The following is a 23,990-nucleotide window of genomic DNA, read 5'->3' on the forward strand; positions in this document are numbered from 1 at the left end:
CCCGAAGCCGGGCCACCACGCCGGACCGGCTTCGGGGGTGAGGGTGGTCGCCCTGCCCGGGTGACCGGTCGCCCCGCACCCCACGACACCGCGCCGACGGCCTAGCCTGGAGCCATGATCCTCCGCTCCCGCGCCACCGGCCGGGCCGTCGCGTACAAGGTCTTCTACCGGCTGCCGGTCTCGGTGCGCCGTCGCCTGGTCCGGCTCGCCGGGCCGAAGTACGTCGTCGGCGCGGTGACCCTGGTCCGGGACAGCGAGGCCGACGGGGCCGGCCGGATCCTGCTGCTGCGCCAACCCCCCGGGCACAGCTGGACGCTGCCCGCCGGGCTGCTCCAGCGCGGCGAGACGCCGGTCGTCGGCGCGGCCCGCGAGCTGTACGAGGAGTCCGGCGTCCGGCTCGCCCCGGACCGGCTCCGCCCGGCCGTGCCGAACGCCCTGGTGCACACCCGGGGCTGGGTGGACATGGTCTTCGAGGCGGAGGTGCCCGCCACCACCACCGCGCTGAAGGTGGACGGCGCGGAGGTCTTCGAGGCGGCCTGGCACCCGCTGGACGACCTGCCCCGGCTGAGCCGGGCCACCGCCAACCTGCTCGGCCACTACGGCATCGGGCCGCAGGCCGGCCAGCCGGCGACGTGATCGCGCCGGAGGACCTGTGCGCGGTGGTGCTCGCCGCCGGCGAGGGCACCCGGCTGCGCCCGCTCACCGCAGGGGTACCGAAGGCGCTCTGCCCGGTCGGCAACGTGCCGCTGCTGGACCGGGCCCTGGACCGGCTCGCCGGTCTCGGCCTGATCGGACCGGAACGGGTCGCGGTGAACGCCTGCTACCTGGCCGACCAGGTGGTGGCGCACGTCGGCGACCGGGCCCACCTGTCGGTGGAGCCGGGTGATCCGCTGGGCACCGCCGGTGGTCTCGGCAACCTGCGGGACTGGATCGCCGGCCGGGGGGTGCTGGTCGGCAACGCCGACGCGTACCTGGCCGATCCCCGGGCCGCTCCGGGGCCGGACATCGCGGCACTGCTGGCCGGTTGGGACTTCCGGTCCGTACGGCTGCTCGGCCGACCGGCCCCGGACCCGACCGCCCCCGGCACCTTCGACGGGCACGTCTTCACCGGCTTCTCACTGCTGCCCTGGCACCGCATACGGGAGCTGTCGGCCAGCTTCGGCGACCTGGTCCGCACGGTGTGGCGGCCGGCGGAGGCGGCCGGTGAGCTGACCGTCGTGGCGTACCCCGGCACGTTCTTCGACACCGGCACACCGGCCGACTACCTGGCGGCCAACCTGCATGCCGCCGGCGACGCCGCCCTGATCGCCCCGGACGCCACCGTCACCGGCCGGGCGCGGCACGCGGTGGTCGGCGCGGGCGCGGTGGTACGCGGCGACGTGGAGCGCGTGGTGGTCTGGCCCGGCGCGACGGTCGGCCCGGACGAACGGCTGCGCGACGTGGTCCGGGCCGACGCCGGCCTGACCGTGGCGGCCCTACCCGGCGAACGTTGATCACCGGTGCCAGAATCGGCACCATGCAGCCTTCCGCGCCCCGGATCACCCTGTCGGTCGGCTACCGGTCGGGCCGTACCGGTCGCATCGTCTCGTTGCTGGTGCTGGGTGCCCTCCTGACGGTCGGTTGCGGTTGTCTCGGTGCCGCCGCCGGGACGGGCCTGAACGCGGCGGCCGGCGGGGGCAACCCGGCGGTGCCGGCGCTCGTCGCGCTCCTGGCGGTCGGGCTCGTCGTGCTCCTCGTCGGTCTGCTGGTGACGAGCGTCGTGCGGACCGGCGCCTGGCTGGAGGGCACCCGGCTCACCGTGGTCAGGCTCACCGGGAAGACCGTCGACCTGCGGGCCGCCCGGTCGGTGGCGTTGCAGGCCACGGCCACCGCGCATACCGGCATGGCCAGTGACGGCGCGCTGGTCGCCACCGGCGCGGTCACCCGGACGCCGGTACTCACCGTCACCATCGACACCGGCACGGTCAAGCTGGGGCTGCGCAGCAAGGAGAGCCTGCTCATCCCGCCCCCCGAGATGTACGCCCTGGCCGCCGCGCTGGACACCGCCCGCTGCCCGGGGGCCCCCGAGGCGGCCGCCTGGCTGCGCGCCATGGCCGCCGACCCACGCACCATGCTCCTCTGACCAGCAGCCCGGGGCCCGGCGGGGTCTTGATCCGCGCAACGTCGCCGACGTAGCGGTATCCGCTCGGTCGGACAGCGCTGGATCAGCGACATGGCGACCCGTCCGGCCAACCACGCCCGGGACCACGCGACGGGGCGCAGCATTAGCATGGTCATCGACGCCAGGCCGGCGTCGCGCCGGGCACGACGAACGGAGAATCGTCCAGTGATCACCGCGATCGTCCTGATCGACTGCGCCACCGACTCGATCCCCGAGGTGGCCGAGAACCTGGCCAACCTGCCCGGTGTCAGCGAGGTCTACTCGGTGGCCGGGCACGTCGACCTGATCGCCATCGTCCGGGTCCGGGAGTTCGAGCAGATCGCCCAGGTCATCGCGGGCAGCATCTCCAAGGTGCCCGGGGTGCTCGGCACCGAGTCGCACATCGCCTTCCGCGCCTACTCGCAGCACGACCTGGAGGAGGCGTTCGCCATCGGCCTGGCCAGCGCCGACTGACCGGCCACCACCGGCGCACGCCGGCCACCACCCACGCGCTGGGGCGATCTGCCGACCGCGACCGCACGCACGATGGTGGCCGGCCCCGAGGGACCGGCCACCATCAGGTGGTACGAGACGTCAGCTGTTGCCCGGAGCGGGCGTCTCGGTCGTGCCGCCCGGTGCCGGGGACTCGGTGCCGGTGCCACCCGGTGCCGGGGACTCGGTGCTGGTGCCACCCGGTGCGGGCGTGCCGCTGCCACCCGGGCTCGCGGTGCCGCTGGCGCTGGTCTGCGGGACCGGGATGCCCAACTCCTGGGCCAGCGCCACCAGCGCGTCGTAGTGCGCCTGCAACACCGGCAGCGCGTCCTGTGCCAACTGGACCACGGACTGCTCGGAGCCCTGCGAGATCTCGGTCTGGGTGGCCTGGATGGCCTGCACGTGACCGGCCAGCTCAGCGGTCACCCACGCCTTGTCGAACTCGGCGCCGTTGAGACCGTTGAGCTTGTCGATCACCTTCTGCTGATCGGCCGTCGGCGCGTTGGGCAGTGACACGTTCAGCTGCTGCGCGGTGCTCTGCACCGTCTGGTCGAGCTGGGTGTGGTCCGTGACGAACTGCTGCCCCAGCTGCTTGACCTGCTCGTTCTGCCCCTTCTTCTGGGCCAGGTTCCCGGTGACGATCTCCGCCAGGTTCACCTGGTGCAGCGCCTGCAGGTACTGGGTGTCCTGCGCCGACGGCTGCGCGGCGGCCTGCGCCGCAGCCGCGGGCGCCAGACCGACCACCACCAGGGTGGCCAGCAGTCCCAGGCGTTTGATACCCAACATGTTCCCTCCCCGTTTTGCGTTGGACCGCACGGATACCCGGCTGGCGAGGGTTATTCCTGAACTTTCCACCCGTTGGTGACCACGGGCGGAAACGGACGTGGCACCCGCCGGAGGATTCCGGCGGGTGCCACGGTCGAGTGGGTCGGGAAGGTCAGCGACGGGACGTGCCGCTGCCGATCTCCTCCCGCTCAGGACGGGGTTCCACGGGCGGGTGCCCCGGTGAGACCGGCGCCTCGACCGGCTTCTCGATCGGGTAGAAGAAGCCCCGGATCGCCGGGCCGAGCGCCCCGAGCCGGTTCATCTTCTTCGGCACCACCCAGCCGACGTAGTCCAGTTCGGCGTGCCCGTGGCCGTCGGCCGCGCTGAGCGGCTGGTGGACCTCCTCGAACCGGCCGTCGGGCAGGCGGCGGATGATGCCGGTCTCCACACCGTGGGCCAGCACCTCCCGGTCGTGCTGCTGGAGCCCCAGGCAGATCCGGTACGCGACGTAGTACGCCAACGGCGGGATCACCAGCAGGCCGATCCGGCCCGCCCAGGTCATCGCGTTCAGGCTGATGTGGAACTTGTCGGCGATCACGTCGTTCGCGCCCGAGAGGGTCAGCACGATGTAGAAGGAGACCGCCATCGCGCCCACCGCGGTCCGGGCCGGGACGTCCCGGGGCCGTTGCAGCAGGTTGTGGTGCCGGTAGTCCTTGAGTTGCCGCGCCTCCACGAACGGGTAGAGCGTGGAGAGCCCGACCAGGATGCCCGGCAGCACGACCGTCGGCCAGAACAGCGGCGGGATGACGTACCCGTTGCCGATCGGGATGTTGATCTCCCAGGCGGGCATCAGTCGGGTCGAGCCGTCGAGGAACATGACGTACCAGTCGGGCTGGCTGGCGGCCGAGACCACCCACGCCTCGTACGGGCCGAAGTACCAGATCGGGTTGATCTGGAACAGGCCGCCCATCAGCGCGATCACGCCGAAGACGACCATGAAGAAGCCGCCCTGCTTGAGCGCGTAGCGCGGGAACATCCGCTCGCCGACCACGTTCTCGTTGGTCCGGCCGGGGCCGGGCCACTGGGTGTGCTTCTGCTTGAACACCAGGCCCAGGTGGGCGCTGATCAGCGCGACCAGCAGACCCGGGATCAGCAGCACGTGGGCGATGAAGAACCGGCTGATGATGATCTCGCCCGGGAACTCGCCGCCGAAGATCGACGAGGTGACCCAGGAGCCGATCACCGGGATCGACAGCATGATGCCGGAGGCGATCCGCAGACCGGTGCCGGACAGGCCGTCGTCCGGCAGCGAGTAGCCGGAGAACCCGGCCAGGAAGCCGACCCAGAACAGCAGCGAGCCGATGATCCAGTTGGTCTCCCGCGGCTTGCGGAACGCGCCGGTGAAGAAGACCCGCATCATGTGCACCACGATCGCGGCCATGAACAGCAGCGCGGACCAGTGGTGCATCTGCCGCATGATCAGACCACCCCGGACATCGAACGAGATGTCCAGGCTGGAGGCGTACGCGGCGGACATCGGGGTGCCCCGCAGCGGGGCGTAGCTGCCGTTGTAGACCACCTCGGTCATCGCCGGCTCGTAGAAGAAGGTCAGGAAGACACCGGTCAGCAGCAGCACGACGAACGAGAAGAGCGCGATCTCGCCGAGCAGGAACGACCAGTGGTCCGGGAAGACCTTGTTGAGCAGCTTGCGCAGCGGGGTGGCGACCTGGAAGCGGTCGTCCACTCCCCCGGCGGCCTTGCCCGGCACCGCTGCTACGTCAAACTTTCGGCGCTTCATGGCCGCTCCCAGAAGTCGGGGCCGACGGTTTCGGTGTAGTCGGACTTCGCCACGAAGAAGCCGTCCTCGTCCACCTCGATCGGCAGTTGGGGCAGCCGCCGACTCGCCGGGCCGAAGACCGGGCGGGCGTTGTCGGTGATCAGGAACTGGCTCTGGTGACACGGGCAGAGCAGCCGGTTGGTCTGCTGCTCGTACAGGCTCGCCGGGCAGCCGGCGTGCGTGCAGATCTTCGAGTACGCCGCGTAGTTGCCCCACATGTAGTCACCGTGGCCGACCCGCGAGTTGGCCTGCCGGGACTTCTCCGCGTCGGACTCCCGCAGGTGGATCAGCAGCGTCGGCGAGTCGGCGTGCTTGTTGCTGACGCCGTGCTCGATGCCGGGGAAGACGGTCAGCTGGCCACCGGCGCTGACGTCGGCGGGGCGGATCGGCCGGCCGTCCTCGCGGACCAGCCGGATCTTCTTGCCCTCGGCCGGCGCGAAGCCGGTGGTGAACATCTGGTTGTTCTTGTGCGGGTTGGAGATCAGGCCACCGACCAGCGGGGCCGCGGCGACCGCGCCGACCGGCAGCAGACCGGCGACCAGCGAGACGCCGAGCAGCGGACGACGCCGTACCCCCATCTCGTCGGCCAGGTAGCGCATGGTCTCGCCGGTGATCTTCCGGTCCTCCGGGGAGCCGGGACCGTCGTGCCGGTCCTGGATCGAGACCTCCTTGGGCAGCAACTTCTTGCCCCAGGTGAGGATGCCGAAGCCGACGCCGAGCAGGGCGACGCCCAGGGTGAGGCCGAGCAGCGGGGTGTACAGCTTGTCGCCGCCACGACCCGGCGCGTACTCCCAGGGCCACCAGATGTAGACGACCAGGAAGGCGGTGGCGGCCAGGCCGGTCAGCAGGAACATCGCCGCGACCGTACGGGTCAGCCGGCGCTCGGCCTTGCTGCCCGGGACGACCTGCTCCTCGTAGTGGACGATCTCGATGTCGTCCCGGCGGGCGCCCTCCTGGACGATGTCGAACCGGGAGGCCCGGGGGTCGTGGACGTCGAGCGGCTCCCGACCCTGCGGGGCCTGCTGCTCGGTCTGGGTGCTCATGCCGTCACCTCGCTACGGGCGGTGCCGGCGCACGGCACCACGGCAATGCTGTTGACGATCCGCTCGGTCACGACTTGCCCGCAATCCACAGGCTCGCGAAGACCAGCGCGACGATGCCCACCAGGAAGATCGCCAGCCCCTCGGTGGACGGGCCGTACCGACCGAGGTTGAAGCCGCCCTGGTCCTGGTCGGCCTTCAGGGACTCCTGGATGTAGGCGATGATGTCCGCCTTCTGCTCCGGGGTGATCTGGTTGTCGCCGAACACCGGCATGTTCTGCGGGCCGCTGAGCATCGCGGCGTAGATCTGCGCGTCGCTGGCCGGCGCCAGGCTCGGGGCGTACTTGCCCGAGGAGAGCGCGCCGCCACCACCACCGAAGGCGTGGCACTGCGAGCAGTTGATCCGGAACAGCTCGCCGCCGGTGGCCAGGTTGGCGCCCTCGCGGAGGTTGCCCTGCGGGACCTGCGGGCCGCCGCCGAGCTCCTGGATGTACTGGCCGAGCTGGCGTACCTGCTCGTCGGTGAAGACCGGCGGCTTGCGCATCGCCTGCGCCTCCTGCCGGGCCATCGGCATCCGGCCGCTGCCGACCTGGAACTCCACCGAGGCGGAGCCGACACCGATCAGGCTCGGGCCACGACCCTCGACGCCCTGGGCGTTGCGGCCGTGGCAGGTCACGCAGCTCACGTCGAACAGCGCCTTGCCCTCGGCCGCGGCGCCGGTCAGCGGCGGGTTTTCCTGCGCCTGCACGCTCGGGGCGAAGACGGTGTAAGCGCCGCCGGCCAGCGTCAGCGCGGCGATCAGCCGGAACGCCGCGCCCAGCCGGCGGCGGCCCCTGCTGCGCGCCGCGGGCCGCCCGCGCAGGCGCGCGAGCAGACCGCGTCGGCGGTCGTTGTCAGAAGTCATGACCTGTGTCCTTAACCGGTTGGACCTTGTCTCAGGGGACGGAGCAGCGGCGCGGAACGTGACGCGCCAAGATCACTGAAGCCAGTAGATCATGGCGTAGAGCCCGATCCACACGACGTCGACGAAGTGCCAGTAGTACGACACGACGATGGCCGACGTGGCCTGGGCCGGGGTGAACCGGCCCATGGTGGTGCGGATCATGAAGATGATGAAGGCGATGAGACCGCCGGTCACGTGCAGGCCGTGGAAGCCGGTGGTGAGGTAGAACATCGAGCCGTAACCGTCACCATTGATCTTCACGCCCTCGTGCACCAGGGTCCGGTACTCGTTCGCCTGGCCGAGCACGAAGATCAGGCCCATCACGAAGGTGAGCGTGAACCAGCGCCGCAGGGCGTGGACGTCACCCTTCTCGGCCGCGAAGACACCGAGCTGGCAGGTCACCGAGGACAGCACCAGGATCACCGTGAAGGTGGTCGCGTAGGGGATGTTGAGTACCTCGGTGTGCTTCTCCCACTGCTCCGGTGCCGCCGCGCGGATCGAGAAGTACATCGCGAACAGCGCCGCGAAGAACATGAGTTCGCTGGAGAGCCACACGATCGTCCCGACGCTGACCATGTTGGGACGCGTCAGAGAGTGGATCCGGCTCTTGTCAATGGCTGGGGCCGCAGTCACGCGGTCATTATTGCCCTTGACCGGGGCGGGCGATCAGCGGGGGGCCAAACCCGGGCGAGGGATGGCCCGATCGTGGGGGTCCGGTTCGCCTGGCCTAGCCTGAAAAGCGTGCTGCACGTCGGTTCGATCTTCGCCACCACCTCGGCGACCCCGCCCACCAGCCTCGCGGCGGGCGGCGTCGAGGTGCCGCCGCCGTTCGACATCACCCGGGTCTTCACCGAGACCAGGCTGGACAGCTGGCTCGCCCTGGGCATGGTCCTCGCCGCCGGCCTCTACCTCTACGGGGTGTACCGGCTGCGGCTGCGCGGGGACCACTGGCCGGTGGTCCGTACCGTCTGCTTCCTCGGGCCGGGCCTGGGCGGCATCGCCGCGGTCACGGTCAGCGGGCTGCACGCCTACGACACCGCCCTGCTCTCGGTGCACATGGTCCAGCACATGGTGCTGTCGATGATCTCCCCGATCTTCCTGGCCCTGGGCGCACCGGTCACCCTGGCCCTGCGCACCCTGCCGGTCGGCCCGCGCAAGCGGCTGCTGGCGATCGTGCACAGCCGGATCGCCCGGGTCTACAGCTTCCCGCTGGTGGCGTTCACCATCTTCGTGGTCAACCCGTTCGCGCTCTACTTCACCGACCTGTACCGCTACACCCTCGAACACGCCTGGGCGCACGAACTGGTGCACGCGCACTTCATCATGACCGGCTGCGTGTTCTTCTGGCCGCTGCTCGGCCTGGACCCGCTGCCCGGCCGCTGGCCGTACCCGGCACGGGCGCTGCTGATGCTGCTGTCGGTGCCGTTCCACACCGTGCTCGGGCTCACCATCATGCAGAGCACCACCCTGTTCGGCGGCGACTGGTACCCGTCGCTGGGGCTGGCCTGGTCCGACCCGTGGAACGACCAGGTGGTCGCCGGCGGCATCCTCTGGGCCGGCGGTGAGTTCGTCAGCGTGACGATGCTCGCGGTGCTGGTGGTGCAGTGGGTCAAGCAGTCCGAGCGGGAGGCCCGCCGGGTCGACCGCGAGCTGGACCGGCAGGAGGCCCGGGACCGCGCCGCCGAGGCCGCCGCCACCACCCCTGCCGCGACCCCCGGCACACCGGTCTGAGCTGCCGCGACGCCCGGTCCGCCGGGGGTCGGCAGGCGGGATGTCGGGTACGCCACACCGCCCGGTACGATCAACGGGCAGCAACGAGGAGTACAGCCCATGAGTGAGCGCAGCGAGCGAGTCAGGCTCAGTGCGACGGTGCCTCATCACGGCACGGAGCGAAGCGGAGTGCCGGCATGAGCGAGCGTCTTTGCACCGTCCTGCTCTACAGCGACGACCCGCAGGTCCGGGACCGGATGCGGCTGGCCGTCGGCACCCGTCCCGCCCCCGGCCTCCAGATCGAGTTCGTCGAGGCGTCCGACTACTTCGGCTGCGTCCGGCTGGTCGACGACTACGAGATCGACCTGATGCTGCTCGACGGCGAGGCCAGCCCCGGTGGTGGCCTCGGCATCGCCCGCCAGATCAAGGACGACCGGGACGACGCCCCGCCCACCTGCGTGGTCATCGCCCGTGCCGCCGACCGATGGCTCGCCTCGTACGCGCAGGTCGACGGCGTGCTGATGCACCCGCTCGACCCGGTGACCACCGGCACCACGGTCGCCGAGCTGCTGCGTACGCACGCCGCCGCCTGAGTCACACACGCTGGCGGCGCCCCTGGCGCCCGGGGTGACGGGCGCGCACCCGTCCACCCGCACCCCACGCCTGCTCGGGAGGCCCACCATGGGCGATCGGACCTGGCCGCACCTGCTCAACGCGCTGCTGCGCGGCGACGAGCTGTCCACCGCCGACACCGCCTGGGCGATGAACGAGATCATGGCCGGTGCCGCCGGCCCGGCGCAGATCGCCGGCTTCGCGATCGCGCTGCGCGCCAAGGGCGAGACCCCGGCCGAGCTGACCGGCCTGGTCGAGGCGATGCTCGGCAACTCGGTCGCGGTGGCCCTGCCGGAGGAGCTGCGTCGTACCGCGGTCGACGTGGTGGGCACCGGCGGTGACCTCGCCCACACGGTCAACATCTCGACGATGACCGCGCTGGTGGTGGCCGGCGCCGGTGTCCGGGTGGTCAAGCACGGCAACCGGGCGGCCTCCTCCCTGTGCGGCACCGCCGACCTGCTGGAGTTCTTCGGCGTACCGCTGGATCTGGGCCCCGAGCAGGTGGCCCGGTGCGTGGCCGAGGCGGGGATCGGCTTCTGCTTCGCGCCCCGGTTCCACCCGGGCATGCGGCACGCCGGCCCGGTCCGACGGGAGATCGGCGTGCCGACCGCGTTCAACTTCCTCGGCCCGTTGACCAATCCGGCCCGGCCCCACGCCGGCGCGGTCGGCTGCTTCGACGCCCGGATGGCCCCGGTGATGGCCGAGGTCTTCGCCGGCCGGGGCGACTCGGTGATCGTGATGCGCGGCGAGGACGGCCTGGACGAGTTCACCACCGCCGCGCCCACCCGGGTCTGGGTGGCCCAGCGGGGCACCGTCCGGGAGGCCATGCTGGACGCGGCCGACCTCGGGGTACCCCGGTCCACCCTGGCCGACCTGCGGGGCGGGGACGCCGCCCACAACGCCGCCGTGGCCCACCGGCTGCTGGCCGGCGAGACCGGTCCGGTACGCGACGCCGTCCTGGTCAACGCGGCGGTCGCGCTCGCCACCCAGACCCCGCTGGACGGTGACCTCACCGAGGCGGTACGCGCCGGCATGGCCCGCGCTGCGGAGTCGGTCGACTCGGGTGCGGCAGCCGCCGCCCTGGACCGCTGGATCGAGGTCGCCCGCTCCGTCTGACCCCGTCGCCACCCCGCCTCGGCCCACCTGCCGCTGCAAGCCGAGGGTGCAGCGCAATGGCCCGGCGGGGCGGGGCCACGGCGGGGCTGTGGCAGCTCCTGCGGGGCGGCAGCTCCAGCGGGCAACAGCTCCAGCAGCCCGGCGGCCCGGCGAGGCGGCAGGTCCTGCGGGACGGCGGCCCGGCGAGGCGGCGGCCCGGCGAGGCGGCGAGGCGGCGAGGCGGCGAGGAAGTGTCGGAGGGGCGTGCGAAACTACACGGGAGTAATTTTCCGTTTTCCGACGATGGCGGCGATGCCCGTCGTCGGGCTCCGGAGCGAGAGGAGACGCCCGTGTCGGACCGCGAGCTCTACTGCGACACCTGCGAGGGCGTTCAGCCGTTCGAGGCCCCGCCGTGCCCCGACGGTCACGGCGTCGATTGTCCCGAGCTGCTCTGCACCAGCTGCGGCACGGCTGTGCTGATCGCGACGTTCGCCTTCCGAGCCACCCGGCTGGCCGACCACCGCCACCGCCCGCCGGCACCCGGTCGACACGCCGCCTGATGGGAGCTACCGGGTCGGCCGCTGGCAGACTCGGTGCCTGGCAGCCCAGGTGGGAGAGCACTCCCTGACACGACACCGGCTGGCCCCGCCTTCCCGGCTCGTATCGCTTGCCCGGCCTGCGTCTCTGCCCAGCCTTCGGCCTGCGTCTCGTCTGCCTAGCCTTCGTCTCCGCCCAGCCTCGGTCTCTGCCTGCCTAGCTTCGTCACCGCCCGGCATGCGTCACCGTCCGGCATGCGTCACCGCCCGGCCTTCTGTCGCTGCCCAGCCTGCGTCTTCTGCCCGGCCGTATCGTTGCCAGCCTGGATGGCTGTCCCGGCCGGGATGGCTGCCCGGCCCACCATCCCCGGCCTGATCAACTGACCGTACCGAAGCTGGCAGCGGGCCCGGTGTTCGGCGTCGAGCCGAACCGCCTGCACAAGGTCGAGGGATCCCCTCGCACAGGTGTGTACCGAACGGGCCGGTGAACGGCCGGATCGCCGCGGTCACCGGCCTCCGGGGATCCACCGGTCGAACCCCCGACACCGTTCGGATCATCGACGGCGGGGGCAGATGTGTCGTTCCCGGCTACAACGACATGCACGTCCACGTGCTACAGGTCGACACATCGCGGGCGGCAGTACGCCCCCGGCCGGGATACCAGGTCAGGTCCGCGTCCTTTGGAGCTGATGACGTTAACGCATCACCCACCCGGGGAGGGTGCATGGTCCGCCTGGAGAGAGCGATGTGTCGATCAGCCCGTCGACCACGTGAATCGTCTACGTCATCAGCTCCAAAGGATGCGGGCGGACTACATGCTCTCCCTGGACGCCGTCGGCCAGCTCGACGAATGTGTCGCGGACATCGCGGAGACGAACGCCACCCGCCTTACGAATCGTGACCTGCTGGAACGGGAGGCAGTCCACGCCCACCACGAGGTGCTCCGCCCACGTCCGGTGGCTCATGGTCCATCCACGTGGAGCCGTGTAGTGGATCAAGTTGATGGGACACCGCTACATCGGCCCGCCGGAGTCGATCATCCCGGCCGATACGGCCCAGCCGCCGCGAGCCGGGCGACACGATCCGCCACGATCTGGCCGCCGCGAGCCAGGCGACAGGGCCCAGGCGACAGGGCCCAGGCGACGCAGCGCGGCCCAGGCGAGGCGATCCAGGCGACACGATCCAGGCGAGGCGATCCGGGCGAGGCGATCCGGCCGGCTCAGGCGGCAGCGGCAGCGGCAGCGGCAGTTCATGGAAACGCCGGCAGGCCCGCGTTCCGGGTGGAACGCGGGCCTGCCGGTGCGGTACGGGTCAGTGCTCGGCGGTGCGGCGCGTCCCGGAGTAGTACTCGAAGAGCAGGCCACAGGCGGCGAAGATGACCAACACCAGCCCCAGGCCGAGCAGCCAGAACTGCCAGAACACCAGGCCCAGGCCGGCGAGCGCGGCGGCCAGCGCCAAGCCGAACGGCCAGTAGCTGCCAGGGCTGAAGAAGCCGATCTCGCCCGCGCCGTCGGCGATCTCGCCGTCCGGCCGGTCCTCGGGGCGCAGGTCGATCCGGCGGGAGACGAACCAGAAGAAGCCACCGCACATGCTGCAGAGCAGGAAGGACAGCAGCAGGGCCACCGTGCCGACCCACTCGACCTGGCCGCCGGAGTCACCGTAGGTCCAGGCGCCGTAGAGGATCGTCACACCGAAGAGGAACCCGGCGATGATGAGGAAGATACGCCACTCGGTCTTCATGCCGGATACCTCAGCTTCCCGCACTCGCGGACGCGTCGTCCGGGTTGAAGTTGTCCTTCGTCCGACGGGTGTCGAACGGCTGCGTGGTCGTCGCGTACGGGTCCTGGCCGATGGCGGTCAGCGCCTCCTGCGTCGACTTGCCGTCCCGCTTGGCCGCCAGGAACCGGTCGTACTCCTCCGGGGAGACGACCCGCAGCTCGAAGTTCATGAAGGCGTGGTAGCTGCCGCACAGCTCGGCGCAGCGGCCCACGTACGCGCCCTCGGACTCCAGCTTGGAGACCTCGAAGACGTTGCGGATCTTGCCGGGCATCACGTCGCGCTTGAACAGCAGCTCCGGTACCCAGAAGGAGTGGATGACGTCGCGGCTGGTCTCCTCGAACCGGATGGACCGGTCGGTCGGCAGCACCAGCACCGGGATGACCTCGCTGGTGCCCAACACCGAGGCCACGGTGTTGGCCTCGGTGCCCTGGCCGTCGCGGTAGTTGAACTGCCAGTTCCACTTGAAGGCGACGACCTCGACGGTGACGTCGGGGTTCTTCGTGGTGCGCACCACGTCGGTCTGGACCACCGCCGTGTAGTAGAAGAGCACGGAGACGATCAGGATCGGCGCGATGGTGTAGAGGAACTCCATCGGCAGGTTGTAGCGGGTCTGCACCGGCAGCTCGTTGCCGCGCTTGCGGTAGCGCACCACGCACCAGAAGATCAGGCCCCAGACGAAGACACCGACCGCCAGGGCGGCGATGCAGGACGCGATCCACAGGTCGTACATCCGGTGCGCCTCGGGGGTGATGCCGCCCTGCGGCCAGCCGAAGCCGTCGACCGAGCGGCCGACGTCACACCCGGTGAGCAGAACCAGCAGCGCAGCTCCGCCGAGACCGAGCCCGGCGAGCCGGCCAGCACCACGCCGCCGACGCTCACCGGCTCCGGGGGAAGCGCTGTGCCGTACGGCCGACGGCCGTACCTCCGAACTCCTTGCGACCACCTGGTCCTGCCTCCCTAGCGCGCCGCGGCGGGGCTTTCCATCAGCACCGACGGCAAAGGCGTCACCGACGGTCGCAGATTACTCGACCATGGCGGGCTCGACCGTCTTGGGGGTCAGTGTCCACCCCCATCGGGGGGATCTTGGCCGTCCCGACGCGATAGCCTCATCGGTCGTGAGTGCCAACCCGGTCTACCTGGACGCTGCCACCGCCGCGCCGCTGCACCCGGTCGCCCGGCAGGCGCTGCTGGCCGCCCTCGACGACGGTTGGGCCGACCCGGCCCGGCTCTACACCCAGGCCCGCCGGGCCCGGCAGCTCCTCGACGCCGCCCGCGAGGCCACCGCGGCCACCCTCGGCGTCCGCGCCGACGAGGTCTCCTTCACCCCCAGCGGTACGACCGCAGCGCATGCCGCCGTCCTCGGTGGCCTGGCGGGCCGGCGGCGGGCCGGCGGCACCCTGGTCCACTCGGCGATCGAACACTCGGCGGTGCTGCACGCCGCCGAGCGGCACGTGGCCGACGGAGGCGACGCGACGTCGGTGCCGGTGGACCGGCTCGGCCGGCTCGACCTGCGCGCCTGGTCCGAGGCGGTACGCGCACCGGGGGTGGCCCTGGCGGCGCTCATCGCGGCCAGCCACGAGGTCGGCACCGTCCAGCCGGTCGCCGAGGCCGCCGCCGCCTGCGCCGCCGCCGGGGTTCCGCTCTACGTGGACGCGGCCCAGGTGGTCTGCCGGGTGCCGGTGCCGGCCGGCTGGTCGGTGCTGACCGCGAGTGCCCACAAGTGGGGCGGGCCACCCGGCGTCGGGCTGCTGGTGGTCCGCAAGGGCACCCGCTGGGAGTCGCCGTGGCCGACCGACGAGCGGGAGTTCGGGCGTACCCCCGGGGTGGTGAACCTGCCGGCGGTGGTGGCGGCGGCGGCGAGCCTGCGCGCGGCGGCGGCCGACGCAGCGGCCGAGGCGGCCCGGCTGACCCCGCTGGTCGACCGGATCCGGGCCCGGGTGGCCGCCGAGGTGCCGGACGTGGAGGTGGTCGGCGACCCGGTCGACCGGCTCCCCCACCTGGTGACCTTCTCCTGCCTGTACGTCGACGGCGAGGTGCTGCTGCACGCGCTCGACCGGCGCGGTTTCGCCGTCTCCTCCGGCTCCTCCTGCACCTCCTCGACGTTGCGCCCGTCGCACGTGCTGGAGGCGATGCGGGTGCTGTCGCACGGCAACGTCCGGGTCTCGCTGCACCGGGACACCACCGAGGCGGACGTCGAGCGGTTCCTCGCCGAGCTGCCCGGCATCGTCGCCGACCTGCGCGCCGACGCCGGCGTGGTGGGCCTGTGACCACCCCGGCCGGACCGGACAGCACCCCGGCCGGGCCGGTGGAGGTGCTGGACTGTCGGGGGCAGCGCTGCCCGCTGCCGGTGATCGCGCTGGCCCGCCGGCTGCCCGAGCTGCCGGTCGGTGCGGTGCTGCGGGTGCTCGCCGACGACCCGGCAGCCGCCGTGGACATCCCCGCCTGGTGCCGGATGCGCGGCCAGGAGTTCGTCACCGCCGTCCCGGACGGACCGGGCTACGAGGTACGCCGCACCCGCTGACCCGTCAGACGCGGGTGTCGACCGGCCTCGCGTCGATCCAGATCAGCCGGAGGCGGCGACCGGTGCGGCTGAGGAGCCGCAGCGCGCTCTCGGCGGTGGCGAAACGCCCGGCCGAGACCTGCTGGTCGCCGCAGAGCAGTGCCCGGTCGGGGAACGCCAGGCCCCAGACGAGGATCCCTCCGTCGATCCGGTCGCCGTACTCCTCACCGATCGCGAACCGGCGTGGGGCGAACTCGTTCGCCAGGTCGACGAGCATCTGGTGGAACTCCTCGGGCGTACCGAGCGGCGGGAGCACGGGGTCGGACATGGCCACCTCCAAGAGTCGTTGCTATACGTATAGTCGTCATCCTTGCTCTTTGGAAGACCTGTCGCCATGATGTTCTCGTCGGTACACGAATCTGGAGGCAATTACATGGGTAGGCGAACGGATCCGTCCGCGCTGCGCTGGCTGATCGGTGCCGAGCTGGGTCGGTACCGCCGCGAGGCACCGATGACGCTCACCGAACTGGCCGCCAGCACCGGCATCGGCAAGCCGAAGCTCGGTCACATGGAGACCGGTCGTTACCAGCAGTTCCCCGAGGACATCGCGGCCGTGCTCCGCGCCTGCGGGGCCGACCAGCCGGCGATCGACCGGCTGACCGCGCTGGCCGGCCGCTCCGACGCCAGGACCTGGTGGGCACCCTGGGCCGCGGTGATGCCTGACTGGTTCAAGACGTACGTCGGGCTGGAAGGGTTGGCCGACGGCGCATTCGTCTTCGAGTCCATGGTCATCCCCGGCCTGCTCCAGACCGAGGAGTACGCCCAGGCGCTGACCCTGGGCACCGGGTTCGTCCGCCCCGACCATGCCGAGCGTTTCGTGTCGTTCCGGCAGACCCGCGCCAGGAGGCTCACCGACGACGACCCGCTCACCCTGCACGCGGTGATCGGCGAGGCGGCGCTGCGGCTGCGGGTCAACGGCGACGAGACCCGGCGGGCCCAGCTCCGGCACCTGGCCACCATGTCGGAGCTGCCGAACGTCACCGTGCAGGTGCTCCGCCCCGAGGACGGCCCGCACGCCGCCGGCGCGATCGGCAAGTTCGTCCTGCTGGACTTCGCCAACGTCCGGCCGATCGCCTACACCGAGGTGCTGGACGGGGCGATGTACGTGCAGGACCCGGACGGCGTCCGCACCTATAGCATGGTGGCAGACAACCTGCGCCAGGTCGCCCTCTCACCCGCCGAGTCGCGCGCGTTGATCAGGGAGTTGGCCGGCGCGGCCTAGCGCCCCCGGAGGCCACCGTGCACACCCCCGACCTCGCCACCGCCCACTGGTTCACCAGCAGCCGCAGCACCAACAACGGCGACTGCGTCGAGTGCGCTGTCCTGCCCGACCTGATGGCGGTACGGGACAGCAAGGACCCCTCCGGCCCGGTGCTGCTCTTCCCGGCGCACCAGTGGACGGCGTTCGTCGCCGCCACCCCGGCCCGCTCCCCCGGTCAGGCCAGGTAACGCAGGATCGCCGGGAGCGGGTCGATCACGATGGTGGTGTCGACCACCAGCCGGGGACCGATCAGCGGTTCGTAGTCCGCGCTGCGGTGTCGGACCTGCTCCCAGGTCGGGGCGAGCGGGTCGGCGGCGTGCCGGGCCTCGACCCGGCGGCGCAGCTCCGCCTCGTCACCGCAGTACACCTCGATCAACCGCAGCGGCACCCCGGCCCGCGCGGCCAGGTCGAACCAGAGCTCCCGCGCGCTGGCCACCGGGTTGACCGCGTCGACCACCACGCCGGTGCCCAGGCCGAGCTGCACCTCGGCCAGCCCGGCCAGCGCGTCGTACCCGGCCAGGCCCGACCCGTGGCCCGTCAACCCGTGCCGGACCAGCGCCCGCTCGATCGGGCCGATCGGCAGCACCGGGGCGCCCAGCGCCACGCCGACCTGCCTGGCGAGGGTGCTCTTACCCACCCCCGGCAGGCCGGCGAACACGACCAGCAGCTGCGTCATGGCACCAGGTGCGGCCGGACATCCTCGGCGGCGGCGTCGCCGTACGACTCGGCGAGCCGCTTGACGAACAGGTCGCGCCGCACGTCGTACTCCTGGGTGCCGACGGTCTCCAGCACCAGGGTGGCCAGCAGCGAGCCGACCTGGGCGGCGCGTTCCAGGCCGAGACCCCAGGACAGGGCGGCGAAGAAGCCGGCCCGGAAGCCGTCGCCGACCCCGGTCGGGTCGATCGCGCGGGTCTCCCGGGCGATCGGCACCCGGAAGGGCTCCACGCCCCGGCCGGCGATCTCGACGCCGTCCTTGCCGAGGGTGGTGACCCGGACCTTCACCCGCTCCAGGAGTTGGGCGTCGGTGAGACCGGCCTTGCTCTGGAGCAGCGACTTCTCGTAGTCGTTGGTCATCAGGTACTCGGCGCCGTCGATCAGCGAGACCACGTCCGCGCCGTCCATCCGGGCGAGCTGCTGGGACGGGTCGGCGACGAAGGCGTACCCCCGCTCCCGGCACTCGGCCGAGTGGCGGATCATCGCCTCCGGGTCGTTCGCGCTGACCAGGACCAGGTCCAGGCCGCCGAGCCGGTCCGCGACGGGGCCCAACTCGATGTTGCGGGCCTCGCTCATCGCGCCGGCGTAGAACGAGGCGATCTGGCACATGTCGGTGTCGGTGGTGCAGACGAAGCGCGCGGTGTGCGCCACCTCGCTGACGTGCACCGAGTCGCAGTCCACCCCGTGCCGCTCCAGCCAGGAGCGGTAGTCGGCGAAGTCGGCGCCCACCGCGCCGAGCAGGACCGGGCTCAGCCCGAGCTGCCCCATGCCGAAGGCGATGTTGGCGGCCACCCCGCCCCGGCGTAGCACCAGGTCGTCCACCAGGAAGGAGAGCGACACCTTGTGGAGCTGGTCGGCGATGAGCTGGTCGGCGAAGCGACCCGGGAAGCTCATCAGGTGGTCGGTCGCGATCGAGCCGGTCACGGCGATCTTCATGTCAACCCTCGGGGTCGGGAGCACGGCGCGGGTCAGCCTACCGGTCCCGTCGCGACGACGAGGGGGCCGTCCCATGGCGGGACGACCCCCTCGGACGACGGATCGCGACTCAGCTGAACGAGTCGCCGCAGGCGCAGGAACTGCCCGCGTTGGGGTTGTCGATGGTGAAGCCCTGGGCGTCGATCCGGTCGGCGAAGTCGATGGTCGCCCCGGACAGGTAGGGAGCGCTCATCCGGTCGACGACGACGCCGACCCCGTCGAAGTCGGTGACGACGTCACCGTCGAGCGAACGCTCGTCGAAGAAGAGCTGGTACCGCAGGCCGGAGCAGCCACCCGGCTGCACCGCGACCCGGAGCCGCAGGTCGTCGCGGCCTTCCTGCTCGATCAGGGCCTTGACCTTCTGCGCCGCGACGTCGGTGAGGACGACGGAAGTAGGGGCCTGGGCCTCGGTCGAGTCGGTCTGCGCTGGCGTGGTCACGTGGAAATCTCCCTGCGCGGTATGGGTCCGGACACCCTGGCCAACAGCTCGCGTCGCCCAGTGATTCCCGGTGTGGTCCAGCTCCGATCGTACGCCGCCCCGGCCGACCCCACCCGGCTGGCGTGATCGCCGCCGCAGGTCGCCCCGTCGGCCCACCCGCTCACCCCGCGCCACCACCCACACTCAGCCCCGGCCCACCCGCCCGGTCCCGCGCCGCAGGGCCCGGTCCCGCCACCGGATGCCCGGTCAACGGCTCCACTGGCGGGCCAGGCGGGCACCGAGGGCGCGCAGCCCCTCGGCGGGTCGGCCCATCGCCGCCGCCACCCCGCCGCGCTCCTCACCGCCGAAGTGCTCCACCAGGCTGTACGCCTCGGTCACCCCGGCCGAGGCGGCCTCCCGCCGGCCGGTGCTCACCCGTCCCGCCAGCACCACGCAGGGCACCCCCCGGTCGCGGGCCGCCCCGGCCACCCCGGCGACCACCTTGCCGCGCAGCGACTGGTGGTCGAACGATCCCTCCCCGGTGATCACCAGATCGCAGTCGTCCAGCGCGGCGTCCAGGCCGATCGCCCGGCTGACCAGGTCGATGCCGGACTCGCAGCGCCCGCCGAGGGCCAGGATCGCCGCGCCGAGGCCGCCGGCCGCACCCCCGCCGGGCAGCGTGCCGAGACCGGGCGGGCAGCCGGGCAGGTCCTTCTCCAGCACCGCCGCCCAGCGTTCCAGCGCGGCGTCGAGCAGCAGCACGTCGGCCCGGTCGGCACCCTTCTGCGGGCCGTAGACGTTGCTGGCCCCGTGCAGGCCGAGCAGCGGGTTGTCCACGTCGGTGGCGGCGACCAGGTTGGCCCCGCGCAGCCGGGGCACGCCGTCGAGGGCGGCGACGCCGGCCAGCGCCGCCCCGCCGTACGGCAGGGCCCGGCCGGCCTCGTCGAGCGGGGTCGCCCCGAGCGCGGCGAACAGGCCGGCCCCGCCGTCGTTGGTGCCGGAGCCGCCCAGCCCGATCACCACCGTGCGGGCCCCGTGTTCGACGGCGGTGGTGACCAGCGCGCCGAGGCCGTACGACGTGGTGGCCTTCGGATCCCGCTCGGCGGCGGCCAGCAGGTGCAGCCCGCACGCCTGGGCGCTCTCCAGGTAGCCGGTGCCGTCGGCGGTGAGCAGGATCTCACCGTGGGCCGGGCGACCCAGCGGGTCGACCGTCGGCACCGCGATCCGCCGGCCGTCGAGGGCGTCGGCGAGCACCGCGACGAAGCCCGGACCGCCGTCGGCGAGGGGGCGGATGAGCAGCTCGTCCGCGTCGTCCACCTCGCGCCAGCCGGCGGCGACGGCAGCCGCCACCTCGGGGGCCTCCAGGGTGCCGGCGAACTTGTCCGGGCAGAGCAGCACGCGCATGCCCAGAGTGTGGCAGGCCACATCGGCGGGGGGCAGTGTGGCAGCCCACACCGGCAGCGGCCGTACGAACGGCCCGTTGTGGGACCATGAAGGCGTGACTTCGACCTGGGTGGAACCCTCCAACACGGCGACCGCGCTGCTGCTCCTCGGCCGCGGCAGCGATCCCGCCACCGAGCGTGGCGTGGAGTGTCCGGGAGACCTGCCGGCACCGAGCGACCCGGACCTGGTGGACCGGGCGACGGCGGCGAAGGCCGCGCTGGGCACGAAGGTGTTCGTGCTCGGCCACCACTACCAGCGCGACGAGGTGATCCAGTTCGCCGACGTCACCGGCGACTCGTTCAAGCTGGCCCGGGAGGCGGCGGCCCGCCCGGACGCGGAACACATCGTCTTCTGCGGCGTGCACTTCATGGCCGAGAGCGCCGACATCCTCACCTCGGACGCGCAGCGGGTGATCCTGCCCGACCTGGCGGCCGGCTGCTCGATGGCCGACATGGCGGTGCTGTCGCAGGTCGAGCGGGCCTGGGAGGTGCTGACCGACCTGGGTGTCGCGGCGGACACCGTGCCGGTGACGTACATGAACTCCTCGGCGGACATCAAGGGCTTCGTCGGCCGCAACGGCGGCGTGGTCTGCACCTCGTCGAACGCGAAGCGGGCGCTGGACTGGGCGTACGCGCAGGGCTCGAAGGTGCTGTTCCTGCCCGACCAGCACCTCGGCCGCAACACGGCGGTGCTGGAGATGGGCTACTCGCTGGACGACTGCGTGCTCTACGACCCGCACAAGCCGAACGGCGGGCTCACCGCCGCCCAGTTGCGCGACGCGAAGATGATCCTGTGGCGCGGGCACTGCTCGGTGCACGGCCGGTTCACCCTGGACAGCGTCAACGACGTCCGGGCCCGGGTGCCCGGGGTCAACGTGCTGGTGCACCCGGAGTGCCGGCACGAGGTGGTCACCGCCGCCGACTACGTCGGCTCGACCGAGTACATCATCAAGGCGATCGAGGCGGCCCCGGCCGGTTCGGCGTGGGCGGTCGGCACCGAACTGAACCTGGTCCGCCGGCTGGCGCTGGCCCACCCGGACAAGCAGGTCATGTTCCTGGACAAGGCGGTCTGCTACTGCTCCACGATGAACCGGATCGACCTGCCGCACCTGGTCTGGGTGCTGGAGGAACTGGTCGCCGGCCGGGTGGTGAACCAGATCACCGTGGACCCGGACACCGCGTACCACGCCCGGGTGGCACTGGACCAGATGCTCGCGCTACCGGCTGCCGACGCCCCGCCGCCCACCGCCGCCTGATCACGTACGGTCACTACTATGGTACGGAAACGTACCGGAATCCCCGGTTCGTGCCCTGACTGGTGATGTGACCGATTCCCATTTCGTCACGGAGGGCTATGCTGCCGGGGCGAAGTACCACGGGGACCGTTTTGCGCCGGCCCCGTTCCGGGTAGCTGGACAGCTCGTACCGGACAGCTGGACAGCATGCCCCATCATCGACTCACCCGGCACCACCCGACGCGCGTTGGAGGTTGCGTTGACGGACGACGTCCTGGTCGTACACGGAGGTACTCCGCTGGAAGGGCGGATCCGCGTGCGCGGCGCGAAGAACCTGGTCTCCAAGGCGATGGTCGCGGCGCTGCTGGGCGACTCGCCCAGCCGGCTGTTCGACGTCCCCAGGATCCGTGACGTCGAGGTGGTCCGTGGGCTGCTCGGCCTGCACGGGGTGAAGGTGACCGACGGCACCGAGGACGGCGAGCTGGTCTTCGACCCGTCCAACGTCGAGAGCGCCAGCACCGACCAGATCAACGTGCATGCCGGCTCCAGCCGGATTCCGATCCTGTTCTGCGGCCCGCTGCTGCACCGGCTCGGCCACGCCTTCATCCCCGACCTGGGCGGCTGCCACATCGGCCCCCGCCCGATCGACTTCCACCTCCAGGCGCTGCGCGAGTTCGGCGCGACGGTGGACAAGACCCCCGAGGGTCTGCACCTGTCCGCGCCGAACGGGCTGCACGGCACGAAGTTCGCCCTGCCGTACCCGAGCGTCGGCGCGACCGAGCAGGTGCTGCTGACCGCGGTGATGGCCGAGGGCGTCACCGAGCTGCGCAACGCCGCCGTCGAGCCCGAGATCATCGACCTGATCTGCATCCTGCAGAAGATGGGCGCGATCATCAAGGTGCACACCGACCGGGTGATCGAGATCCAGGGCGTCAAGCGGCTGCACGGCTACACCCACCGGCCGATCCCGGACCGGATCGAGGCGGCGAGCTGGGCGGCGGCGGCGCTGGCCACCCGGGGCCACGTCGAGGTGCTCGGCGCGCAGCAGGCCGACATGATGACCTTCCTGAACATCTTCCGCTCTGTCGGTGGCGAGTACGAGGTCACCGACGCCCGGCCGCCGAAGCTCAGCGACCCGGGCCAGGAGGGTGGCATCCGGTTCTGGCACCCGGGCGGCGAACTGAACGCGGTGGCGTTGGAGACCGACGTGCACCCCGGTTTCATGACCGACTGGCAGCAGCCGCTCGTCGTGGCGCTGACCCAGGCCCGGGGCCTGTCGATCGTCCACGAGACGGTCTACGAGCAGCGGCTGGGCTACACCGAGGCGCTGAACACCATGGGCGCGAACATCCAGGTCTACCGGGACTGCCTCGGCGGCACCCCGTGCCGGTTCGGCCGGCGCAACTTCAAGCACTCCGCGGTGATCGCCGGCCCGAGCAAGCTGCACGCCGCCGACCTGGTCATCCCGGACCTGCGGGCCGGGTTCAGCCACCTGATCGCGGCGCTCGCCGCCGAGGGCACCTCCCGGGTGTACGGCGTCGACCTGATCAACCGGGGCTACGAGGACTTCGAGGCGAAGCTGGCCAGCCTCGGCGCGCACGTCGAGCGCCCGTAACCCGACTCGACCCGCTCCACCGGACGACCGTAACCCCGCTCCACCGAGCGGCGGTGACCCCGTTCGACCCGCTCCACCGAGCGCCCGGTGCACCCGTGATGTGCACCGGGCGCCGTCGTATGGCTACCCTTCACCTCGTGCCGTCGTTGTTTCGCCGCAAGTCCGCCGACTCCGACTCCTCCGTCACCGCTACGGTGGTGACCGAGGAGCCGTCCGCCGCGCGCCCCCGGGGTTACACCCCGAGCAAGAAGGAACTGGGCGTCGAGACCCCGAAACGGCCGGTCGCCGGCCGTCGTCCGGCCGGTCCGACCCGGCCGCTGACCAAGGAGGAGGCCCGGGAGCAGCGCCGCAAGGCGCGCACCGAGGCGGCGGCCGAGTTCCGCCGCGAGGGCGGCCCCCGGGACCGGGGGCCGGAGCGGCTGCTGGCCCGCAACGTGGTCGACTCCCGACGGACGATCGGCACCTGGTTCTTCGGTGGCGCGCTGATCGTGCTGATCGGGTCGAACGCCGCGATGCCGCCGGCGATCCGGCTCGCCTCCAACGTGGTGTGGGGTGCGCTCGCGCTCGGCGTGGTGATCGACTCGGTGCTGATCTCCCGCCGGATCAAGAAGCTGGTGCGGGAGCGCTTCCCCAACAGCGGTGAGCGGATGGGCTCGCTCTACCTCTACGCGATCATGCGGTCGATCACCTTCCGCCGGATGCGCGCCCCGGCCCCCCGGGTGAACATCGGCGACCCGATCTGACCGACGTCCGCCCCGACGGCCCTGCCCGATGGCGGGGCCGTCGTCGTGTCCGGCCCCGGCCGCCACCCACACCCCGGC

27 protein-coding genes are annotated in these 23,990 nt (G+C 71.8%); 15 read left to right on the forward strand and 12 right to left on the reverse strand.

Features of this window, described 5'->3' with window-relative positions; all coding sequences use genetic code 11:
- Window positions 1-114 precede the first annotated feature (114 nt).
- The 4 genes from ACIG87_RS08990 to ACIG87_RS09005 all read left to right on the forward strand — a co-directional run bounded on the left by ACIG87_RS08990 (window position 115) and on the right by ACIG87_RS09005 (window position 2,614).
- Window positions 115-636, forward strand: a complete 522-nt coding sequence (locus tag ACIG87_RS08990; RefSeq protein WP_396849557.1) for an NUDIX hydrolase — start codon at window positions 115-117, stop codon at window positions 634-636.
- The gene (locus ACIG87_RS08995) at window positions 636-1,493 is read left to right on the forward strand and encodes a sugar phosphate nucleotidyltransferase (RefSeq protein WP_396849717.1); all 858 of its coding nucleotides are present in this window, start codon (window positions 636-638) and stop codon (window positions 1,491-1,493) included. Before ACIG87_RS08990 ends, ACIG87_RS08995 begins: the two co-directional genes overlap by 1 nt.
- 23 nt (window positions 1,494-1,516) lie before the next feature.
- Window positions 1,517-2,122 carry a hypothetical protein gene (locus tag ACIG87_RS09000; protein WP_396849558.1) on the forward strand — a complete coding sequence of 202 codons (606 nt, stop codon included), beginning with the start codon at window positions 1,517-1,519 and terminating at the stop codon, window positions 2,120-2,122.
- Window positions 2,123-2,326: 204 nt separating this feature from the next.
- On the forward strand, window positions 2,327-2,614 hold the full coding sequence (locus tag ACIG87_RS09005) for an Lrp/AsnC family transcriptional regulator (protein WP_067314680.1): 288 nt from the start codon (window positions 2,327-2,329) through the stop codon (window positions 2,612-2,614).
- A 120-nt stretch (window positions 2,615-2,734) separates the two neighbouring features.
- On the opposite strand, the gene ACIG87_RS09010 is transcribed toward ACIG87_RS09005, so the two are convergent.
- The 5 genes from ACIG87_RS09010 to ACIG87_RS09030 form a co-directional block, all read right to left on the reverse strand.
- A complete protein-coding gene (locus ACIG87_RS09010; RefSeq protein WP_396849560.1) occupies window positions 2,735-3,418 on the reverse strand; it encodes a DUF4142 domain-containing protein in 684 nt (227 codons plus the stop codon).
- A gap of 151 nt (window positions 3,419-3,569) precedes the next feature.
- Window positions 3,570-5,195, reverse strand: a complete 1,626-nt coding sequence (locus ACIG87_RS09015) for a cytochrome bc complex cytochrome b subunit (RefSeq protein WP_396849562.1) — start codon at window positions 5,193-5,195, stop codon at window positions 3,570-3,572.
- The gene (locus ACIG87_RS09020) at window positions 5,192-6,277 is read right to left on the reverse strand and encodes a ubiquinol-cytochrome c reductase iron-sulfur subunit (protein WP_396849564.1); all 1,086 of its coding nucleotides are present in this window, start codon (window positions 6,275-6,277) and stop codon (window positions 5,192-5,194) included. The genes ACIG87_RS09015 and ACIG87_RS09020 overlap by 4 nt, the downstream gene beginning before the upstream one ends.
- Before the next feature lie 67 nt (window positions 6,278-6,344).
- Entirely contained in the window at window positions 6,345-7,178 is an 834-nt protein-coding gene (locus ACIG87_RS09025; RefSeq protein ID WP_396849565.1) for a cytochrome c, read from the reverse strand.
- Between the two features lie 72 nt (window positions 7,179-7,250).
- Window positions 7,251-7,850 (reverse strand): heme-copper oxidase subunit III, encoded by a 600-nt coding sequence (locus tag ACIG87_RS09030; protein ID WP_396849566.1) that lies wholly within the window; start codon window positions 7,848-7,850, stop codon window positions 7,251-7,253.
- Between the two features lie 108 nt (window positions 7,851-7,958).
- On the opposite strand from ACIG87_RS09030, the gene ACIG87_RS09035 reads away from it, so the two are divergent.
- From ACIG87_RS09035 to ACIG87_RS09050, 4 genes are all read left to right on the forward strand, one after another.
- Entirely contained in the window at window positions 7,959-8,948 is a 990-nt protein-coding gene (locus tag ACIG87_RS09035) for a cytochrome c oxidase assembly protein (RefSeq protein ID WP_396849568.1), read from the forward strand.
- Window positions 8,949-9,124: 176 nt separating this feature from the next.
- A complete protein-coding gene (locus tag ACIG87_RS09040; RefSeq protein ID WP_396849570.1) occupies window positions 9,125-9,520 on the forward strand; it encodes a hypothetical protein in 396 nt (131 codons plus the stop codon).
- Window positions 9,521-9,608: 88 nt separating this feature from the next.
- The gene (trpD, locus tag ACIG87_RS09045) at window positions 9,609-10,655 is read left to right on the forward strand and encodes an anthranilate phosphoribosyltransferase (RefSeq protein ID WP_396849572.1); all 1,047 of its coding nucleotides are present in this window, start codon (window positions 9,609-9,611) and stop codon (window positions 10,653-10,655) included.
- Between the two features lie 329 nt (window positions 10,656-10,984).
- Window positions 10,985-11,194, forward strand: a complete 210-nt coding sequence (locus ACIG87_RS09050) for a hypothetical protein (RefSeq protein WP_396849573.1) — start codon at window positions 10,985-10,987, stop codon at window positions 11,192-11,194.
- A gap of 1,287 nt (window positions 11,195-12,481) precedes the next feature.
- Here ACIG87_RS09050 and ACIG87_RS09055 read toward each other — a convergent pair.
- Window positions 12,482-12,910: a cytochrome c oxidase subunit 4 gene (locus ACIG87_RS09055; RefSeq protein ID WP_396849575.1), complete on the reverse strand. Its 429-nt coding sequence runs from the start codon at window positions 12,908-12,910 to the stop codon at window positions 12,482-12,484.
- Window positions 12,911-12,920: 10 nt separating this feature from the next.
- Window positions 12,921-13,892 carry a cytochrome c oxidase subunit II gene (coxB, locus tag ACIG87_RS09060; RefSeq protein WP_396849576.1) on the reverse strand — a complete coding sequence of 324 codons (972 nt, stop codon included), beginning with the start codon at window positions 13,890-13,892 and terminating at the stop codon, window positions 12,921-12,923.
- A gap of 172 nt (window positions 13,893-14,064) precedes the next feature.
- Here coxB and ACIG87_RS09065 point away from each other — a divergent pair, with 172 nt between their 5' ends.
- Both ACIG87_RS09065 and ACIG87_RS09070 read left to right on the forward strand, forming a co-directional pair.
- The gene (locus tag ACIG87_RS09065; RefSeq protein ID WP_396849578.1) at window positions 14,065-15,216 is read left to right on the forward strand and encodes a cysteine desulfurase family protein; all 1,152 of its coding nucleotides are present in this window, start codon (window positions 14,065-14,067) and stop codon (window positions 15,214-15,216) included.
- A 38-nt stretch (window positions 15,217-15,254) separates the two neighbouring features.
- A complete protein-coding gene (locus tag ACIG87_RS09070; RefSeq protein WP_396849718.1) occupies window positions 15,255-15,470 on the forward strand; it encodes a sulfurtransferase TusA family protein in 216 nt (71 codons plus the stop codon).
- 4 nt (window positions 15,471-15,474) lie between these two features.
- On the opposite strand, the gene ACIG87_RS09075 is transcribed toward ACIG87_RS09070, so the two are convergent.
- The gene (locus ACIG87_RS09075) at window positions 15,475-15,777 is read right to left on the reverse strand and encodes a hypothetical protein (protein WP_396849579.1); all 303 of its coding nucleotides are present in this window, start codon (window positions 15,775-15,777) and stop codon (window positions 15,475-15,477) included.
- 105 nt (window positions 15,778-15,882) lie between these two features.
- Between ACIG87_RS09075 and ACIG87_RS09080 the strand changes: the two genes are divergently transcribed.
- On the forward strand, window positions 15,883-16,731 hold the full coding sequence (locus ACIG87_RS09080) for a helix-turn-helix transcriptional regulator (protein ID WP_357676816.1): 849 nt from the start codon (window positions 15,883-15,885) through the stop codon (window positions 16,729-16,731).
- 17 nt (window positions 16,732-16,748) lie between these two features.
- Window positions 16,749-16,958, forward strand: coding sequence for a DUF397 domain-containing protein (locus ACIG87_RS09085; RefSeq protein WP_396849581.1), 210 nt, complete (start codon window positions 16,749-16,751; stop codon window positions 16,956-16,958).
- Here the strand turns inward: ACIG87_RS09085 and ACIG87_RS09090 are convergent.
- From ACIG87_RS09090 to ACIG87_RS09105, 4 genes are all read right to left on the reverse strand, one after another.
- Window positions 16,946-17,446, reverse strand: coding sequence for an AAA family ATPase (locus tag ACIG87_RS09090; RefSeq protein WP_396849583.1), 501 nt, complete (start codon window positions 17,444-17,446; stop codon window positions 16,946-16,948). The two genes, ACIG87_RS09085 and ACIG87_RS09090, sit on opposite strands and share 13 nt — an antisense overlap.
- A complete protein-coding gene (locus ACIG87_RS09095; RefSeq protein WP_396849585.1) occupies window positions 17,443-18,420 on the reverse strand; it encodes a carbohydrate kinase family protein in 978 nt (325 codons plus the stop codon). The genes ACIG87_RS09090 and ACIG87_RS09095 overlap by 4 nt, the downstream gene beginning before the upstream one ends.
- A 109-nt stretch (window positions 18,421-18,529) precedes the next feature.
- A complete protein-coding gene (gene erpA / locus ACIG87_RS09100; protein WP_091237771.1) occupies window positions 18,530-18,898 on the reverse strand; it encodes an iron-sulfur cluster insertion protein ErpA in 369 nt (122 codons plus the stop codon).
- Between the two features lie 246 nt (window positions 18,899-19,144).
- Window positions 19,145-20,281, reverse strand: a complete 1,137-nt coding sequence (locus tag ACIG87_RS09105; RefSeq protein ID WP_396849587.1) for a glycerate kinase — start codon at window positions 20,279-20,281, stop codon at window positions 19,145-19,147.
- A gap of 94 nt (window positions 20,282-20,375) precedes the next feature.
- On the opposite strand from ACIG87_RS09105, the gene nadA reads away from it, so the two are divergent.
- The 3 genes from nadA (at window position 20,376) to ACIG87_RS09120 (ending at window position 23,912) form a co-directional block, all read left to right on the forward strand.
- Entirely contained in the window at window positions 20,376-21,575 is a 1,200-nt protein-coding gene (gene nadA, locus ACIG87_RS09110; RefSeq protein ID WP_396849588.1) for a quinolinate synthase NadA, read from the forward strand.
- A 238-nt stretch (window positions 21,576-21,813) separates the two neighbouring features.
- The gene (murA, locus tag ACIG87_RS09115) at window positions 21,814-23,169 is read left to right on the forward strand and encodes a UDP-N-acetylglucosamine 1-carboxyvinyltransferase (RefSeq protein WP_396849590.1); all 1,356 of its coding nucleotides are present in this window, start codon (window positions 21,814-21,816) and stop codon (window positions 23,167-23,169) included.
- Window positions 23,170-23,288: 119 nt separating this feature from the next.
- The gene (locus ACIG87_RS09120; protein ID WP_396849591.1) at window positions 23,289-23,912 is read left to right on the forward strand and encodes a DUF3043 domain-containing protein; all 624 of its coding nucleotides are present in this window, start codon (window positions 23,289-23,291) and stop codon (window positions 23,910-23,912) included.
- The last annotated feature ends 78 nt before the right edge of the window (window positions 23,913-23,990 follow it).

The organism is Micromonospora sp. NPDC051925, assembly GCF_044548625.1.
Taxonomy (GTDB): domain Bacteria; phylum Actinomycetota; class Actinomycetes; order Mycobacteriales; family Micromonosporaceae; genus Micromonospora.